At 48.0% G+C, this 16,656-nt stretch carries 17 protein-coding genes; 12 read left to right on the top strand and 5 right to left on the bottom strand.

All coding sequences use genetic code 11. From position 1 onward, the window contains the following. Window positions 1-37 precede the first annotated feature (37 nt). The gene (locus tag V1467_RS00790; protein ID WP_416306908.1) at window positions 38-610 is read right to left on the bottom strand and encodes a YajG family lipoprotein; all 573 of its coding nucleotides are present in this window, start codon (window positions 608-610) and stop codon (window positions 38-40) included. A 76-nt stretch (window positions 611-686) separates the two neighbouring features. Next, on the bottom strand, window positions 687-1,088 hold the full coding sequence (locus tag V1467_RS00785; RefSeq protein ID WP_416306907.1) for an OsmC family protein: 402 nt from the start codon (window positions 1,086-1,088) through the stop codon (window positions 687-689). A gap of 218 nt (window positions 1,089-1,306) precedes the next feature. Here V1467_RS00785 and ompR point away from each other — a divergent pair, with 218 nt between their 5' ends. Next, on the top strand, window positions 1,307-2,032 hold the full coding sequence (ompR, locus tag V1467_RS00780; protein ID WP_416306906.1) for a two-component system response regulator OmpR: 726 nt from the start codon (window positions 1,307-1,309) through the stop codon (window positions 2,030-2,032). Beyond that, complete coding sequence (envZ, locus tag V1467_RS00775; RefSeq protein ID WP_416306905.1) at window positions 2,032-3,363, top strand: two-component system sensor histidine kinase EnvZ; 1,332 nt, start codon at window positions 2,032-2,034, stop codon at window positions 3,361-3,363. The genes ompR and envZ overlap by 1 nt, the downstream gene beginning before the upstream one ends. A 20-nt stretch (window positions 3,364-3,383) precedes the next feature. Here envZ and V1467_RS00770 read toward each other — a convergent pair whose 3' ends face one another. The 3 genes from V1467_RS00770 to hslR all read right to left on the bottom strand — a co-directional run bounded on the left by V1467_RS00770 (window position 3,384) and on the right by hslR (window position 6,543). Further along, window positions 3,384-4,946: a phosphoenolpyruvate carboxykinase gene (locus tag V1467_RS00770; protein WP_416306904.1), complete on the bottom strand. Its 1,563-nt coding sequence runs from the start codon at window positions 4,944-4,946 to the stop codon at window positions 3,384-3,386. A 240-nt stretch (window positions 4,947-5,186) separates the two neighbouring features. Then, window positions 5,187-6,065 (bottom strand): Hsp33 family molecular chaperone HslO, encoded by an 879-nt coding sequence (gene hslO / locus V1467_RS00765; RefSeq protein WP_416306903.1) that lies wholly within the window; start codon window positions 6,063-6,065, stop codon window positions 5,187-5,189. A 64-nt stretch (window positions 6,066-6,129) separates the two neighbouring features. Next, the gene (gene hslR, locus V1467_RS00760; RefSeq protein WP_416308625.1) at window positions 6,130-6,543 is read right to left on the bottom strand and encodes a ribosome-associated heat shock protein Hsp15; all 414 of its coding nucleotides are present in this window, start codon (window positions 6,541-6,543) and stop codon (window positions 6,130-6,132) included. Window positions 6,544-6,661: 118 nt separating this feature from the next. Here hslR and gspC point away from each other — a divergent pair, with 118 nt between their 5' ends. Genes gspC through gspL form a run of 10 tightly spaced genes read left to right on the top strand, consistent with a single transcriptional unit; the run spans window position 6,662 to window position 16,655 of the window. Next, window positions 6,662-7,588: a type II secretion system protein GspC gene (gene gspC, locus V1467_RS00755; protein ID WP_416306902.1), complete on the top strand. Its 927-nt coding sequence runs from the start codon at window positions 6,662-6,664 to the stop codon at window positions 7,586-7,588. 30 nt (window positions 7,589-7,618) lie between these two features. After that, window positions 7,619-9,673: a type II secretion system secretin GspD gene (gene gspD / locus V1467_RS00750; RefSeq protein ID WP_416306901.1), complete on the top strand. Its 2,055-nt coding sequence runs from the start codon at window positions 7,619-7,621 to the stop codon at window positions 9,671-9,673. Continuing rightward, complete coding sequence (gspE, locus tag V1467_RS00745) at window positions 9,673-11,190, top strand: type II secretion system ATPase GspE (RefSeq protein WP_416306900.1); 1,518 nt, start codon at window positions 9,673-9,675, stop codon at window positions 11,188-11,190. Before gspD ends, gspE begins: the two co-directional genes overlap by 1 nt. Then, the gene (gene gspF / locus V1467_RS00740; protein WP_416306899.1) at window positions 11,191-12,405 is read left to right on the top strand and encodes a type II secretion system inner membrane protein GspF; all 1,215 of its coding nucleotides are present in this window, start codon (window positions 11,191-11,193) and stop codon (window positions 12,403-12,405) included. A gap of 15 nt (window positions 12,406-12,420) precedes the next feature. Further along, window positions 12,421-12,846 carry a type II secretion system major pseudopilin GspG gene (gene gspG, locus V1467_RS00735; protein WP_416306898.1) on the top strand — a complete coding sequence of 142 codons (426 nt, stop codon included), beginning with the start codon at window positions 12,421-12,423 and terminating at the stop codon, window positions 12,844-12,846. A gap of 9 nt (window positions 12,847-12,855) precedes the next feature. Beyond that, window positions 12,856-13,464, top strand: coding sequence for a type II secretion system minor pseudopilin GspH (gspH, locus tag V1467_RS00730; RefSeq protein ID WP_416306897.1), 609 nt, complete (start codon window positions 12,856-12,858; stop codon window positions 13,462-13,464). Continuing rightward, window positions 13,461-13,856 carry a type II secretion system minor pseudopilin GspI gene (gene gspI / locus V1467_RS00725; RefSeq protein ID WP_416306896.1) on the top strand — a complete coding sequence of 132 codons (396 nt, stop codon included), beginning with the start codon at window positions 13,461-13,463 and terminating at the stop codon, window positions 13,854-13,856. Before gspH ends, gspI begins: the two co-directional genes overlap by 4 nt. Beyond that, window positions 13,853-14,455: a type II secretion system minor pseudopilin GspJ gene (gene gspJ, locus V1467_RS00720; RefSeq protein ID WP_416306895.1), complete on the top strand. Its 603-nt coding sequence runs from the start codon at window positions 13,853-13,855 to the stop codon at window positions 14,453-14,455. The genes gspI and gspJ overlap by 4 nt, the downstream gene beginning before the upstream one ends. After that, window positions 14,452-15,462 (top strand): type II secretion system minor pseudopilin GspK, encoded by a 1,011-nt coding sequence (gene gspK / locus V1467_RS00715; RefSeq protein WP_416306894.1) that lies wholly within the window; start codon window positions 14,452-14,454, stop codon window positions 15,460-15,462. Before gspJ ends, gspK begins: the two co-directional genes overlap by 4 nt. Then, a complete protein-coding gene (gspL, locus tag V1467_RS00710; protein WP_416306893.1) occupies window positions 15,459-16,655 on the top strand; it encodes a type II secretion system protein GspL in 1,197 nt (398 codons plus the stop codon). Before gspK ends, gspL begins: the two co-directional genes overlap by 4 nt. The last annotated feature ends 1 nt before the right edge of the window (window position 16,656 follow it).

The following is a 16,656-nucleotide window of genomic DNA, read 5'->3' as shown; positions in this document are numbered from 1 at the left end:
AACGCTACTTTGAGCCCTCTTTTGCTTCCCCGCTAACTTATTTAGCCGCTAAAAAACGCAATAGCTCCTTATCGTTTAACAATCGCTTTAATGTTTCACTCAATGCCTCATTGATCCACTTTTCATTCGTCGCGACGCCAGGTTCTACCAGCACTTCATCTTCGCGCTCATATTCATAAACCTTGTTTAATTCCGAACGATGTTTTTTAGCCTGGACTTTTATTGCACCTTTTATTTGTACCTCATCGGTCAAAGAACCTTTCAACGTCTTATAGTTCAGCTCATTAATTGTCACCAATAACGTGCTTGTGCCCGAAGCTTTGTCGCTAATAACAAAACCTTTGCTAACTAGCCCTTTTTTAATTTCATTATCGAAAACAGCCGCTAGCGCCTGATTTGTGGTAATCAGGGCACTATGGGTGTCGCCTCTAACACCCAAGGCTTGCTGAGGACGTTGATCGATTACTTTAACCTGCACCGAGGTCTGCTGGCCAATCTTACTTGGGATTAGCTCGACGACCGGATTTAATACCACTTGCTGCGGTTGTGTGGTGCATCCACCGATAATCAGTAAACTGATGACCAGTAATGCCTTACCTAAATGTCGCATTGGCTTATCCCCTCCACGCCCTAGTCATTTAAATTGATGACACCGTCATAAATTGTAATAGGCGATACCGAAATAGTTATCCTTGCTCAACGGCATAACTATGAGTGATGTTAACCGCTGCACTTAGCATAATCGCCACCGAACAGTATTTATCGGCAGACAGGTTAACTGCACGCTCAACATGTTTTTCACTAACATTATTACCCGTTACTACAAAGTGCAAATGGATATCGGTAAACACTGCCGGTACCGCATCGGCTCGCTGGCCCGTCACCTGAACCTGCACATCGGTTATATCCTGACGGGCTTTTTGTAAAATACTGACGACATCGACTGAAGAGCAACTTCCGGCTGCGACCAGAATCGCCTCCATCGGACTGGCGGCGGATTGTTTGTCACCGTCCAACGCGATTTTAAACCCACTTTCGGTACTGCCTTCAAAACGTAAATCGCCTTGCCATTTCACTTGTGCTTGCATGATTATCCTAACTGAATCATCTAATAAATTAATTGGTATCTATTTTGCCACAACACCCCAATCTGTGTCCTGAACTGTCGGCTTCACAGACAAACTTTGTAACAATCCACCGCCCTTTGACATTTTATCCATCTTTTGTAATTTGCGCGGTTCATTTATAGTGAAGACCTGTTACCGGCGACTATCCAGTAGTCGGAGTTCATGAAGGATTGAATAATATGGGTCAAGAAACGACAAAAATTCTGGTTGTCGATGACGATATGCGCTTGCGTAGTCTGCTGGAACGCTATCTGATGGAACAAGGCTATCAAGTGCGGTCGGCGGCTAACTCGGAACAAATGGACCGTCTGCTTGAACGGGAAAACTTTCACCTGATGGTGCTGGATTTAATGCTGCCCGGTGAAGATGGTTTGTCAATTTGTCGCCGTTTGCGCCAGAAGGAAAACGAAATCCCCATTATTATGCTTACCGCCAAAGGCGACGAAGTTGATCGCATTATTGGTCTGGAAATGGGCGCCGATGATTATTTACCCAAACCCTTTAATCCACGCGAATTGTTAGCCCGCGCCAAAGCAGTGTTGCGCCGTAAGACCAACGAAGCGCCTGGCGCGCCGTCAATGGAAGAACAGGTTGTCGAGTTTGGTCAATACAAGTTAAATCTGGCCACCCGCGAAATGAGTAAAAATGACGAACAGATGGTACTGACCAGTGGCGAATTTGCGGTACTGAAATCGCTGGTCACTCATCCACGCGAACCCTTGTCGCGGGATAAGTTGATGAATCTGGCTCGAGGCCGGGATTACAGTGCGCTGGAACGCAGTATCGATGTGCAGGTGTCCCGCTTGCGGCGCATGCTGGAAGTGGATCCGGCCAATCCCCGTTACATACAAACGGTGTGGGGTTTGGGTTATGTATTTGTACCAGATGGTGAATCTACAGTCTGATGCGTTTATTGCCTAAAAGTGCGTTTGGTCAGACAGTATTGCTGATTGGCATGCTATTGCTGATTAATCAGGTTGTGTCCTATATTTCGGTCACATATTACTTTATTCATCCCAGTTATCAGCAAATCAACAGCTTGTTAGCCAAGCAGGTCAAGCTGGTGTTTCTCGAAGGACATAACCTGACCGACTCCGAAAGCCGCAAGCAATTGTATCAAGCCACCGGCATTCGTGTTTATGATCAGTATCAGGCGCAGCAAAACGGCTTGAATAATTCCATTTATTATCAATTTCTATCCAACGAAATGACTCAGCAACTGGGCGGCAATTCGGAAGTCCGCGTCGCCTCCGGTGATCCATATGTATTCTGGATCCGGGGACCACATGATCGCAATCTGTGGGTCATGGTGCCGATGATTGGGGTACGCAACACTGATATTTCACCCCTGACCATTTATCTGATGGTCATAGGTATTCTTAGCGTGGCGGGAGGATGGATTTTTGTGCGTCGCCTCAATCGACCATTGAAGGCACTGCAACAGGCAGCATTCCAGGTTGGCCGTGGCCATTTTCCCAAACCATTGAAAGAAGAAGGCTCCAGCGAAATTCGCGCGGTCACCCGGGCTTTTAACCAGATGTCCAAAGGGATTAAACAGCTAGAAGATGATCGGGCATTACTCACCGCCGGCATTTCCCACGATTTACGCACGCCGTTAACCCGTATCCGTTTATCCACCGAGATGCTGCCCGACGATCAGCAATGGATCCAGCAAGGCATTAACAGTGATATCGAGGATATGAACGAAATCATCGATCAGTTCATTAACTATGTTCGTCAGGATCAGCAAGAAAAAGTTGAAACTGCCAATATTAATAAGCTGATTGAAGAAGTAGTCAAATCGCGCGACCGGGAAGATGATCATTATATTGCACTGGAACTGGATGAAATTCCGGATGTAGAAGTACGCAAAGTGGCAATTAAGCGGGTACTGGATAATCTGCTGGAAAACGCCTTCCGGTACGGGGGGGAGCAGGTAACGATCCGTTCCGGTTATAACAAGAAAGCCAGAATGGTATTTTTTGAATTACGGGATCACGGACCGGGGATTGCCGAAGATCAAATTGAAAACCTGTTTCAACCTTTTGCTCAGGGCGATAAAGCCAGAGGTAGCCTGGGCTCAGGTTTAGGTCTGGCCATTATTAAACGTATTGTCGATATGCATAGCGGCGAGATCACTTTATACAATCATCCACAAGGTGGTTTGGTTGCAACTGTCTGTATACCGGCCAGTAAAAGCAAATCGAACTACCAAAGTAACCCGAATTCGGAATAAGGTAGTTCGATTTAAGCGACTTAACTGGCGTGTCTCAATTGCGCAGCCTTAGGCCCAGCCTGCCGAATCGCCTCAGGTACGTCATATTTGGCGAAATTGGCCTCAAATTCACTGGCCAGATGCGCAGCATATTCATCATATTTTTGCGGGTCAGCCCAGTTATTACGTGGCATTAATAATTTACTATCAACACCCGGGACTTCTACCGGCACATCCAGATTGAGTTGATCGATGTGACGGGTGGCAACTCCTTCCAGTTGCTTATTCACAATGGCGTCAATCACTGCCCTTGTCACCGGAATATCAAAGCGTTGACCGACACCATAAGGCCCCCCCGTCCAACCGGTGTTGACCAGATAGACTTTGGCACCAAATTCACGCACGCGCTTGATCAGCAATTCCGCATACACACCGGCAGGTCGCGGAAAAAACGGAGCGCCAAAACAGGTTGAAAAGGTAGATTCAATTGCTGCTGCCGCGCCCACTTCAGTAGAGCCAACTTTGGCAGTATAGCCACTTAAAAAATGATAGGCGGCTGCCTGTTCCGATAACACCGAGACTGGCGGCAATACGCCGCTAACATCACAAGTTAAAAACACCACGGCATGAGGTTCACCAGCGCGGTTGGCTATTTCCCGTTTGGCTATATGCTCCAATGGATAAGCAGCGCGGCTGTTTTGGGTGAGGCTGTCGTCGTAATAATCCGGTTGAGCTTGTTTATCCAGCACCACGTTTTCCAGTACCGCACCAAAACGAATGGCATCCCAGATTACCGGTTCATTTTTTTGCGAAAGATCGATACATTTTGCATAGCAACCACCTTCTATATTAAAGACTGACCCAGCCGCCCAGCCATGCTCATCGTCACCAATCAGGTAGCGCTGCGGATCGGCCGACAAGGTGGTTTTGCCGGTACCCGACAATCCAAAAAATAATGTTACATCGCCCTGTTCACCCACATTGGCCGAGCAATGCATGGGCAAAACTTCCTTGTCCGGCAACAGAAAGTTTTGCACCGAGAACATGGCCTTTTTCATTTCACCCGCATAGTTCATACCGGCCAGCAATACTTTCTTTTCGGCAAAATTAATGATCACCGCACCATCACTATTGGTGCCATCCCGTTCCGGCACACAAACAAAGCTGGGCACGTTCATCACTTGCCAAACCTCCTTGTTCGCTTCATTCCAATGTTCTGGTCGAATGAACAAGTTACGCGCAAACAACTGATGCCATGCCTTCTCGGTACGCACTTGTAATGGTAGGTAATGTCGGGGATCGGCTCCCACCTGCAAATGCGACATAAAGTGGCTTTTGCTTAACAGATAGCTCTCTACCCTATCCCACAGCGCGGCAAACTTCTGCGATGAGAAAGGGCGATTAACCTCACCCCAGTCAATATCCGCATCGGTATCGGGCTCTTTAACAATAAAGCGATCTTTAGGGGAGCGACCTGTACGTGCTCCAGTATGAGTGACCAGCGCACCATTGGCAGCCAGCTTGCCTTCGTTGCGGCGTATAGCCTGTTCAACCAGTTCGGCGGTGGGGAGATCAGTCAGTATTTGGTTAGGATCAAAATTCATGGCGACAACTCTTTATGAAAACTTACAATAGGGTTTACATTTTTTGTTATTTCGCCAGATGATACTGTAATTAAGATATACAGAGATAGCCTTAAGCTAAAAAAAGCAGCAAAAGATAATTACTTTCAATTTATCTGATCTAAAAATTACAAATCACATCAATCTCGTTGCAAAATTGATGTGATTGTAGGAAGTTTCTGACGGGCCGGTTTATGCCCGTCTTAATATTGGTACAGAGAATTACTGGGGTAGTGCATTTTCATCATATTGACAGCTATGAATTGCCTCAATATCGATGGCATCAAACCGGTACTCGGTGTTGCAATACTGACAATGCATGGCAACAAAACCTTCCTGAGTAACGATATCCAGTAATTCCTGTTTATCCACACTAGTTAGCGCAGTTGCACTGCGGGTTTTACTACAACCACAACTAAACACTACAGACTGGGGCGGGTACAATTCCACTTCTTCCTGATGGTATAAACGATACAACACATCTTGTGCCGATAAATCAAATAGTTCATCGGCCGTAATGGTATCGGTCAGTTGGCCAAGATGCTCAAATTGGGCGGGATCATTTTGATCACTGGCAGGTAAAGCCTGTAGCAACATACCACCCGCACAGACAGAAGATGAGTCGATACGGGTGTGCAAAATCACTTTGGTCAGCAACTGCTCGGATTGCAGAAAATAGGCTTGCAGACATTCGGCCAGACTAGGTTTATCCAATGCCACAATCCCCTGATAACGCTCGCCTTCTTTGGGTGTGATGGTAATAGCCAGAATACCTTTTTCAAACAGTTGGCTAAAATTGCCTTCCGGCACCTCACCTTGCCAACGTGCGATACCGCGCATTTTCTGTTCATTGGTGCCGTTTACCACAATATATTTAATCACCCCTTCACTTTGCAGTTGCACCGCAATATCTCCCTCGAATTTAAGGGTCGCGGTTAATAAGGAGGTGGCGGCTAACAGTTCACCCAACAAACGCTGGATGGGTAGAGGATATTGATGGTCACCAATAATGGCTTTAAAACTGTCTTGCAGTTGCACAATTTCGCCACGCACATCTGCTTGTCTGAATAAATAACGATATAACTGATCCGAAGAATTCATAATGTCTCTTTAAAAGTGGCTTGAGCTTTATCGATACAGTTCTCGGTTCAAGCCGGAGTTAAATTTACTGGTGTTTGGCACGAATTAATTGCCGACGCTGTTTTTTATCCGGTTTGCTATCCGGTCTGGGACTGTGTAAGGCATTGATTTTTCGGGCTGCAGCATTGCGTTGTCGTTGAACAATACTGTCGGCTGTTTCCTGATACATTTTCTCCGCCAGAGGAGCACCGCGTCGCTGATCACAAAGTTGCTCGACAGTAACCTGCTTTTCATCCGTTCCCTGCCGGATCGTCAGCAAAGCGCCTAGTTCAACCAGTTTACCCGGTTTGCTGCGTTGCCCATTGTATTGTACTTTGCCGCCCTGAATCATTTCTCTGGCCACTGAGCGCGTTTTAAAAAATCGTGCCGCCCATAACCATTTATCCAACCTGACCGGCCCTAAATCTGCCGATTTATTTTCATCAGAACTGAATTTTATTCGATTCAACGGTCAAATCTCCTCAAATGGTAACAATTTGCACATATTATTCTGCTGACGGTTGTGACACCCTGCATAGAAATTATATTATGTGGCTAATAAACTGAATTGAAGCATCATGTTCATCGATAATTATACCTTTAAGCAAATCAGCCTCCAACTGCGACGCTACCAGAACTACCTGCCCAAACTTTTAGTGGTAGTGATTAGCCTGTATTTGCTCAACTATGCCGCAATTCTGACCTGGCGACTGTTGCCTGCTCCGGCCCAAGACAAGTTAATCAGCTTTACACCGGCGGTTAACACAGCGGGCAATCAAGGTAATCAAATCGATATGGCCAAAATCCAGCGCCTGTATTTATTTGGCAAGCCGGGTGCACAAGATCCCAAACCAGTTGTCGCAACGCAGGATGCACCACAAACCAATTTAAAACTGACCTTGACCGGCGTAGTAGCCAGTACTCAGGACAGTGCCGGAGCAGCCATAGTCGAAAACAAGGGACAACAGAATACTTATGGCGTAGGCGATAAAATTGACGGCACTCGCGTCACCATTAATGAAGTATTTGCCGATCGCATTACTATCAATAACGGCGGAAAAATCGAAACCCTGATGCTGGATGGAGTGGATTACAACAAAAGCCCTTCTATCATGGTGCAAGCCAGCGATGATAACGACAACAAAATTTATCAGCCTAATGAGGATTCGGTTCAACACCTGACTCTCAGTCCGGAAGTACAAAACTTGCGTCAGGAAATTGCCGACAAACCCGCCAGTTTTAGCGAATATATTAGTATTTCTCCGGAACAACAGGACGGTAAACCAGTCGGATATCGGGTTCGTCCAGGCCGAACCCCTGATTTATTTAACGCCGCCGGTCTGCAAAATAACGATATTATAACCGAACTGAATGGACTTGATTTAACCGATCCGCAACAGGCGATGGAGGCCATGTCGAGTCTGAATGAAGCTGAGTCACTGCAACTGACTGTTAACCGTGACGGTGATTTACTGACCTTATATCTGGATCTCCCCAGTTTGTAAGCATATGCCAATGATTTTAAAGGAAATATTATGAGGCTAACCAGCCAGTCCCTATTGAAGGGATTTTTTACACTATTGATATCCGCTGCCCTGGCCTTCAGCACTGCGGTAGCGGCCGCCGAATATTCCCCTAATTTCAAAGGCACTGATATCAACGAATTTATCAATATCGTTGGTAAAAACCTGAAAAAAACCATGATCGTTGATCCCAATGTGCGCGGCAAAATAACCGTGCGCAGTTACGATCTGATGAACGAACAACAGTACTACCAGTTTTTTCTTAACGTCTTGCAAGTATACGGTTTTGCCATAGTCGAGATGCCCAACGGCGTATTGAAGGTAGTACGGGATAAAACCGCCAAAACCTCCAACCTGCCAGTAGTAGAAAACGATTTGCTTAACGGTGATGAAATGATCACCCGTGTGGTACCGGTATATAACGTATCGGTACGGGAACTATCTCCCCTGTTACGCCAACTGAATGACCAGGCCGGCGGCGGTAACGTGGTCAACTATGATCCGTCCAATGTAATGATCATGACAGGACGGGCGTCGGTAATTAATCGTCTGGTCGAGATCATCGAGCGGGTGGATAAAGCTGGTGATCAGGAAGTCGAGATCATCAAACTCAAATATGCCTCTGCTGCCGAGTTGGTGCGGATTGTCGAAAATATCAACAAAGAACAAGGTGCAAAAAATACCGGCTCCCCGTTAGCGCCTAAAATTGTTGCCGATGAGCGTACCAATAGCGTGATTATCAGTGGCGACGTAAAAGCCCGTCAACGTCTGGTACATCTGGTTCAGCGTCTGGATCTGGAACTGGAAACCAATGGCAATACCCGGGTGATTTTCCTTAAATACGCCAAAGCAGAAGAACTGGTTACCGTACTACAGGGTGTGAGTGCCGGTATTCAGGCCGATGAGCAAGGCGGACAAAAGACCGCAGCGACTCGGCGTCCAAATACTGCCAGCACCAGTATCGAAGCTCATAATGATTCCAACTCACTAGTGATAACCGCCCAGCCGGATATGATGCGCAATCTGGAAGACGTTATCCGTCAGTTGGATGTACGCCGTGCCCAGGTGCAGGTTGAGGCGATTATCGTCGAAGTCTTTGAAGGGGATGGCACCAGTCTGGGCGTGCAATGGGCCCATAAAGACGGTGCAATTCAGCAGTTTAATAATAGCGGGGTGCCGATTGGCTCCATTGCTGCCGCAGCTTATCAATCCAGGGATGTGACCACCACGGATTATATTGTCGGCACCGAATCGGGTACTGCCACTCCAATCACCAAGACCACGCCAGGCGACAAGTCGCTGATTGCCGAGGTGCTAGGTGCGGTTAATGGTACGCTATTCGGTATTGTTAAAGATGACTGGGCGGCAGTGGTGCAGGCTGTCAGTTCTGATACCAATTCCAATATTCTGGCGACGCCGCATTTAACTACCATGGATAATGAAGAAGCCTATTTTATCGTCGGTGAGGAAGTGCCGATTATAACCGGCCAGACTGCCAGTACCGGCAGCAACAATAATCCATTCCAGACTGTGGATCGTAAAGAAGTGGGGATTAAACTCAAAGTCACCCCGCAGATTAACGAGGGCAATGCGGTACAACTGTTAATCGAACAGGAAGTGTCCAGCGTCAGCGGCGCCACCGCGGTGGATATTTCGATTAACAAACGGGAAATCAAGACCTCTGTGATTGTGGATGATGGCGGCACCGTAGTACTGGGAGGTTTAATAGATGAAGATGTACAGGAGAGTGTTTCCAAAGTGCCATTGTTGGGTGATATTCCATTTATTGGCAACTTGTTCAAATCCTCAACCTCCAGCAAACGCAAGCGTAATTTGATGGTGTTTATCCGTCCGACCATTATCCGTGATGGCCTGACCATGGATAAAATCAGCAACAAGAAATACAACTATATCCGCGCCCAGCAGCTTGAACGCCGCGCCAACGGTGTCAATTTGATGCCAAATACCAATACGCCGGTATTACCGGAATGGGATGCGCAAATGGCGTTGCCACCCAATTACGAAAATTATCTGCAAGATAAAAATAACAAGGATAACAAAGACTAATGGACGTGGTGGAAACAACCGAACTGGCCAACAGCGACGAACAGACGCGACACAAGCAGCTGACGTTCAGTTTCGCCAAGCGTCACCGTGTGTTAATCGATACCTCGACGGAACCGGCGACCTTGTATCATACCAGTGAAACCCTGTTCGATATTTTTGCCGAAGTACGTCGTTATCTGGGCGCGCCTTTTGTATTAAAAGAAATTCCCAGCGACGAATTTGAATCCCTGTTGACCAAAGCGTTCCAGCGTGACTCCTCCCAAGCCAAGCAGCTGATGGAAGATATTGGTAACGAAAGTGATCTGTTCACTCTGGCTGAAGAACTGCCCGAAGCAGAGGATTTACTCGATAGCGAAGACGATGCGCCGATCATCAAATTGATTAACGCCATGCTGGGTGAAGCCATAAAAGAAGGTGCCTCGGATATTCATGTGGAAACTTTCGAGAAGCAACTGACCATCCGCTTTCGGGTGGATGGTGTGCTACGCGAAATATTGCGTCCCAATCGTAAAATGGCTTCCATGCTGGTGTCGCGGATTAAAGTTATGGCCAAGCTGGATATAGCCGAAAAACGCGTACCGCAAGATGGCCGTATAACCCTGCGTATCGCCGGTCGAGCAGTGGATGTGCGGGTCAGTACCATGCCCTCCAGCCATGGCGAACGTGTTGTACTGCGTCTGCTGGATAAAAACAATGCGCGGCTGAATTTGCAGGATCTGGGTATGACAGCCGAGAATCGCAAGCACTTTTCCGGCCTGATCCGCAAACCTCACGGCATTATCCTGGTTACCGGCCCCACAGGATCAGGTAAAAGTACCACTTTGTATGCCGGTTTAAGCGAAATTAATTCCAAAGATCGTAATATCCTCACCGTTGAAGATCCTATCGAGTTTGATCTTGAAGGTATTGGCCAGACTCAGGTTAACCCACGGGTGGATATGACCTTCGCCCGAGGCCTGCGTGCCATTTTGCGTCAGGACCCTGATGTGGTGATGATTGGTGAGATCCGTGACCTTGAAACCGCCCAAATTGGGGTACAGGCCAGTTTAACCGGTCATTTGGTATTATCTACCCTGCATACCAACACCGCTGCTGGGGCGATTACCCGTCTGGAAGATATGGGTATCGAGCCGTTTTTGTTGTCGTCCAGTTTACTGGCGGTCTTGTCACAACGCCTGGTGCGTACCTTATGTCCGGACTGCAAAACGGCTAAACCGCTCAGCGATCAGGAACAGCAGTTACTTGGAACCCAAGATCCGGTCGGTAGCAAAATTATTTATCATCCGGCAGGTTGCGCAGCCTGTAACCAGACTGGCTACCGCGGTAGAACGGGGATCCATGAATTATTGATAGTGGATGAAACCATTCGCGATCTGGTCCATAACGGCCATGGTGAACAGGCCATTGAAAAGTATATCCGCAAAAGCACCCCCAGCATTCGCGAGGATGGTTGCCGTAAGGTTCTGGAGGGGATGACCTCGCTGGAAGAAGTTTTACGCGTCACCCGGGAAGAATAGATGCCGGCATTTTCCTATAAAGCGATCGATCAGCGTGGTCGCAATAAAAGCGGCGTGATGGAAGCCGACAATGCCCGTCAAATTCGCCAGCAGTTGCGAGAAAAGCACCTGATCCCGGTTGAAGTAACTCCGGTGCATGAAAAATCGAGCAAAAATTCCGCTGGATTCCAGCTATTCAGGCCGGGCATTTCCGCCTCCGATCTGGCCCTGCTGACCCGTCAACTGTCTACCTTGATAGAAGCATCTCTGCCAATTGAAGAAGCTCTGCTGGCGGTTGCCGAGCAAAGTGAAAAACCGCGGCATAAAAACATGATGATGGCGGTGCGCGCCAAAGTTGTCGAAGGCCACAGCATGGCCGATGCCATGGGCGAATTTCCACATATCTTCGATCAACTGTTCCGTGCCATGGTCGCCGCGGGTGAAAAATCCGGCCATCTGGATACCGTACTCACCCGTTTGGCCGATTACACCGAAAATCGCCAGCATATTCGCAGCAAAGTGACCCAGGCGCTGATTTACCCGGCGTTAATGATGACAGTGGCATTGGGAATAGTGATGTTGCTGCTAACCTATGTGGTACCACAAATCGTTGGCCAGTTTGATAATTTGGGTCAGGAACTGCCCACCATTACCTTAATACTGATTGCTATCAGTGAATGGGTGCAGGATTACGGGCTAATCGCGCTGATACTGATCGCTGTTATATTTGTTGGCCTGCAACGTTTATTGCAGCAACCGCTATTTAAAAAGCGTTTTCATCGCGGCATGTTATCCGTGCCCATTCTGGGTAAGGTCAGCAAAGGCCTGAATACCGCCCGTTACGCCAGTACCCTGAGTATTCTGTCCTCTAGCGCGGTGCCGTTACTGGAAGGGATGAAAATCTCCGGTGAGGTACTGGAAAATGTGCATATTAAAGAACTGCTGGGCGAGGCGTCGGTCAAAGTAAAAGAAGGCGCCAGCCTGCGCAACTCACTGGAGCAAACCCGTATATTTCCGCCGATGATGATGCATATGATTGCCTCTGGCGAGCGTAGCGGCGAATTGCAGTCAATGCTGGCTCGCGCCGCCCAGAACCAGGACAGGGAATTTGAAGCGCAGGTAGGTATTGCCTTGAGCATTATGGGACCGGTACTGATTTTATCCATGGCCGCTATTGTATTTTTTATTGTGATTGCGATTTTATTACCCATTATTTCATTGAACACGTTAATTTAATTGAGGCATTTAGTTATGAAACAATCAGGATTCAGCTTATTGGAAATCATGGTGGTTATTTTGATCATCGGTTTGCTGACCGCTATCGTCGCGCCCAATATTTTGGGTAATCAGGAAACGGCGCAACTGAAAAAAGCCGCAGTGGATATTCGCCAACTGGAAAACGCGCTGGAAATGTACAAGCTGCGTAACAGTGTCTTCCCCACCAGTGAACAGGGTCTGGAAGCCTTGGTCAGTATGCCAACTATCGATCCTATTCCGCGCAATTATCCGCAGGACGGTTTTATTAAAGGTTTGCCCAAAGATCCCTGGGGTAACGATTATCAACTTCTCAGCCCCGGTGAATTAGGCGCCATCGATTTGTACAGCAACGGTCCCGACGGCCAGCCCGGTACCGACGACGATATCGGCAACTGGAATATCAACGAATTTCTGAACTAGTCAGGCAGTATGCATTCCAACTCACAACGCGGCTTTACCCTGCTGGAGATTATGGTGGTGTTACTTATCATCGGCATCTCCGTCAGTGTTGTGATGCTCAATGTGCGTGGGGTGGATCAGGCTGACGAGCTCAAAAAACAGGCGCAACGCTTTCAGGTAGTGTTCTCGATGGCAGCAGAATATGCCATCTTGAACCAGCAACAACTGGGCTTGCGAATCGATCAGAACCAGTATTATTTTATGATTCTGGACGAGGAACAAAAGTGGCAAAAAGTTACCAATAACGACTTGTTAGCCGAATATAGCCTGCCTGAACCCTTTAGTCTGGAACTGGAGCTGGATGACCTGCCCTGGCAGGAGGAAGAAAGTCTGTTTGACGGCAAGCTGTTTGATGAAAAATCATCTTTTGACGAGGACCAGCTGTCTATCGGCGAAAAAGAAGAAGAGAAAAAACTGCCTCCACCACAAGTGTGGCTGCTATCCAGCGGTGATATTACCCCTTTCAGTCTGAACTTTATTTTTGAGCCCGCTTACGGGCAGGAACAACCCACCTATTTTAGTGTTGAGGCACAAGACGCCTTGCCGCTGATTTTTAACGGCCCACTGGATTCGTTATGAGGTCGAATAACCAAAAAGCTGCAGGTATGACCTTACTGGAAGTCATGGTCGCTTTGGCAATATTTGCCCTGACTGGCACCGCCATTATGAAAGCCGCCACCGAGCATTTACATGGCGTAGGTGTGCTGGAAGAACTCACCTTTGCCACCTGGGTGGCCAATAACCGCCTGACAGAAATCCATCTGGAGAGCCAGTGGCCACCGCAGAACAACAAGAAAGGCTCGCAGGAAATGGCTGGCAAAACCTGGTATTGGCAGCAAAAAGTAGTAGAAACCAACGATAAAGATTTGCGGATGGTAGAAATCAACGTATCACTGAATGAGCGGGGAGAGTCGCCCATAAGCTCGGTGCAAAGTTTTTTTAGCAAACCGCCGCCGGCTTTAACCCAATGAAGCGCATAGCAGGTTTTACCCTACTGGAAGTGCTGGTTTCACTGGCCATTTTTGCCATTATTGGTTTGGCCTCCAATGCAGTGCTGACGTCGGTGATTGACAGCGACCAACTCTCCACCGAACGCTTTACCCAACTTGAAAAGCTGCAACGCGCGATGCTGACCATCGAACGAGACGTAATGCAGGCAGTGCCGCGACATATTCGCATCGAGGGCGAGAGCAGCGACTGGTCAATCAAGGGTGGTTCCGGCGAATTTGAAAGTCAGGCAGATGGGTTGGGCTTTATTCGTGAAGGTTGGCACAATCCGCAGCTGGTATTACCGCGTAGTACCTTGCAGCCGGTAATGTATCGCCTTCAGGACGAACAACTGCAACGGGTCTACAGCAATTATGTTGACAACGTTATCGGTTATGAACCCAAAGTCCGAGTGTTGCTGGAAAATATCGAGAATTTTCAAGTCACCTTTATCAACGGCCCCGACAAGGCTGAGGAAGAATATGCCAGCCAGGCATTGCCTAAAGCCATTGAGTTAACCATTACCAGCAAAGACTTTGGCGAAATCAAACGCACATTATTGCTCACTGCAGGTCCGTCATGAGCAGGCCTTTACGTCAATCCGGCGTCGCATTAATTATCGTATTGCTGGTGGTAGCCATAGTCTCGGTACTTGCCACCCAGATGGGTGGACGATTACAGCTGCAAATCCGTCGCTCGGCCAATATAAAAGACAATAATCAGGCTTATTGGTACGCCATGGGCGCTGAACAATTTGCCAGAAAATCCATCGAGGCCCTGTATAAAGAAGCCGACGGCGTTATTCATCTCAACCAGCCCTGGGCGACCACCGATTTTGAATATCCGCTACCGAATGGCGGTATTCAGGCCAAACTGGTCGATATGCAAAGCTGCTTTAACCTCAATGCGCTAGCGACACCTCCACCAGCCGGATCAAATGGCGGAGCTTCTGCGGGTTATACCGAACAAAAAGCCTTTCAGACGCTACTCACATCGATTGAATCCGAAACGGAAATTCCACCGCTGAATGCCGAGACCCTGGCCGATAGTCTTACTGACTGGCTGGATGCCGATAACCAGACCACTGGCTACTATGGCGCCGAAGATCCTGAGTATGAATCCCGCCAGCATCCTTATCTGGCCGCTAACAGCTTGATGATGAACAAAAGCGAATTACGGCTGGTCAATGGTGCCGAAACACCCTGGATCAACGACGTAATGCCATACGTTTGCGCTATTCCAGGTGTTAGCACATTGAAAATTAATGTGAATACCGTTACTGAAGAACATGCAGCAGTGCTGCGTGCCGCTTTAGGCAGCGCTATTTCACTGGAAGATGTCATCAGTGCGTTAAATGCGCGCGGAGACGAAGGTTTTGATAATATTAACAAATTCTTCAGCCAGGCTGAGATCAGCAAAGTGAGCCTCACCGATGCTCAGAAGAAATGGTTTGATATCACTACCAGTTATTTTATTTTACATACCAAGACCCGATACAATGATGCCAGTTTTAATCTGTCATCGGTTTTCGCAATAGATTCTAATGGCAACGTCAGCGTTATTCGGCGTGAGTTTGGAGGCCTGCTTTGAGTGAACAATTAGTCGTCCGACTGGGGTCCACCCCACAGGATAGCCTGTACTGGATGGTCTGGTCCGATAGCGAACAGGAAATCATCGCCTCAGGCGAACTGCCGAATGCCGATGCATTAGGGACTCTCGGCGACAGGGCCGGCAACCGGCCTATTACTATTCTGGTACCGACCAGCGATTTGCTGCTTAAATGGGTAACGCTACCCGGCAGACCTAATCGTAAAGTGCTCAGTGCTATTCCCTACATGCTGGAAGACGAGCTTAACACCGATGTCGACAGCCAATTCTTCGCGATTGGTCCCAAAAACGCGGAGCAGCAAGCCATAGCCGTGGTCAGTCATGACAAAATGCTCGAATGGCAATCTGTCGCCGAGTCTGCCGGACTACAGTGCAACAAAATGATCCCCGATGTACTCGCTTTACCTGCTAATGAGAACGTATGGTCTTTAATAAATCTGGGCGATAACTTGTTAATCAGGCAGGATCAGTGGCAAGGCATGCAGGGTGAAGCCGAATGGCTAATGATGGCAGTAGAGCATGCCGCCAAACAGCAAACCACACCACTGGTTATCCATTGCCTTAGTGATATACCACCGGTCAAGCTGGCCAATGTCGAGTTTGTTGAACAGCATACAGATATGCCTTTGCAAGTTCTGGCGCAAGGTGCGCTTGAATGTAAATTTAATCTGCTACAAGGTGATTACAAGGTTCGTCAACAAGGCAGTAGCGAATGGAAAAAATGGCGCGCGGCGGCAATATTGGCCGGTGTGGCGTTACTTACAACCCTGATTGATAAAGGACTGGAAGCCAATCATCTGCGTCAACAACAACAAGAGATACAGGCCCAGATCGAAGCCCAGTATCAACGGGCATTTCCCAATGGCGGTCGCTATCGCGATATCAAAACAAAAATTACCGACTTGATGAAAGAACTGCAACAAGGTGGGGGTGGCGTGTCGCTGCTGGCCATGTTGTCGCAGTTGTCCGAAGCCTTTGATAGCAGCCAAATCCAGCCGCAAACAATGAAGTTTAGTCAGGACCGCTCCGAGCTGCGACTGCAGGCGGTAGCAAAGGACTTTAATGCACTTGAAAAATTCAAGACCGCGGCTGAGTCGGCCGGATTTGAAGTGCAGCAGGGTGCAATCAATAACAATGGCGATCAGGTGATCAGCACATTAACGCTGAGGAGCTAAC

Source organism: Neptunicella plasticusilytica (assembly GCF_047922965.1).
Classification (GTDB): domain Bacteria; phylum Pseudomonadota; class Gammaproteobacteria; order Enterobacterales; family Alteromonadaceae; genus Neptunicella; species Neptunicella plasticusilytica.
This window is presented reverse-complemented; position numbering and strand designations above follow the sequence as displayed.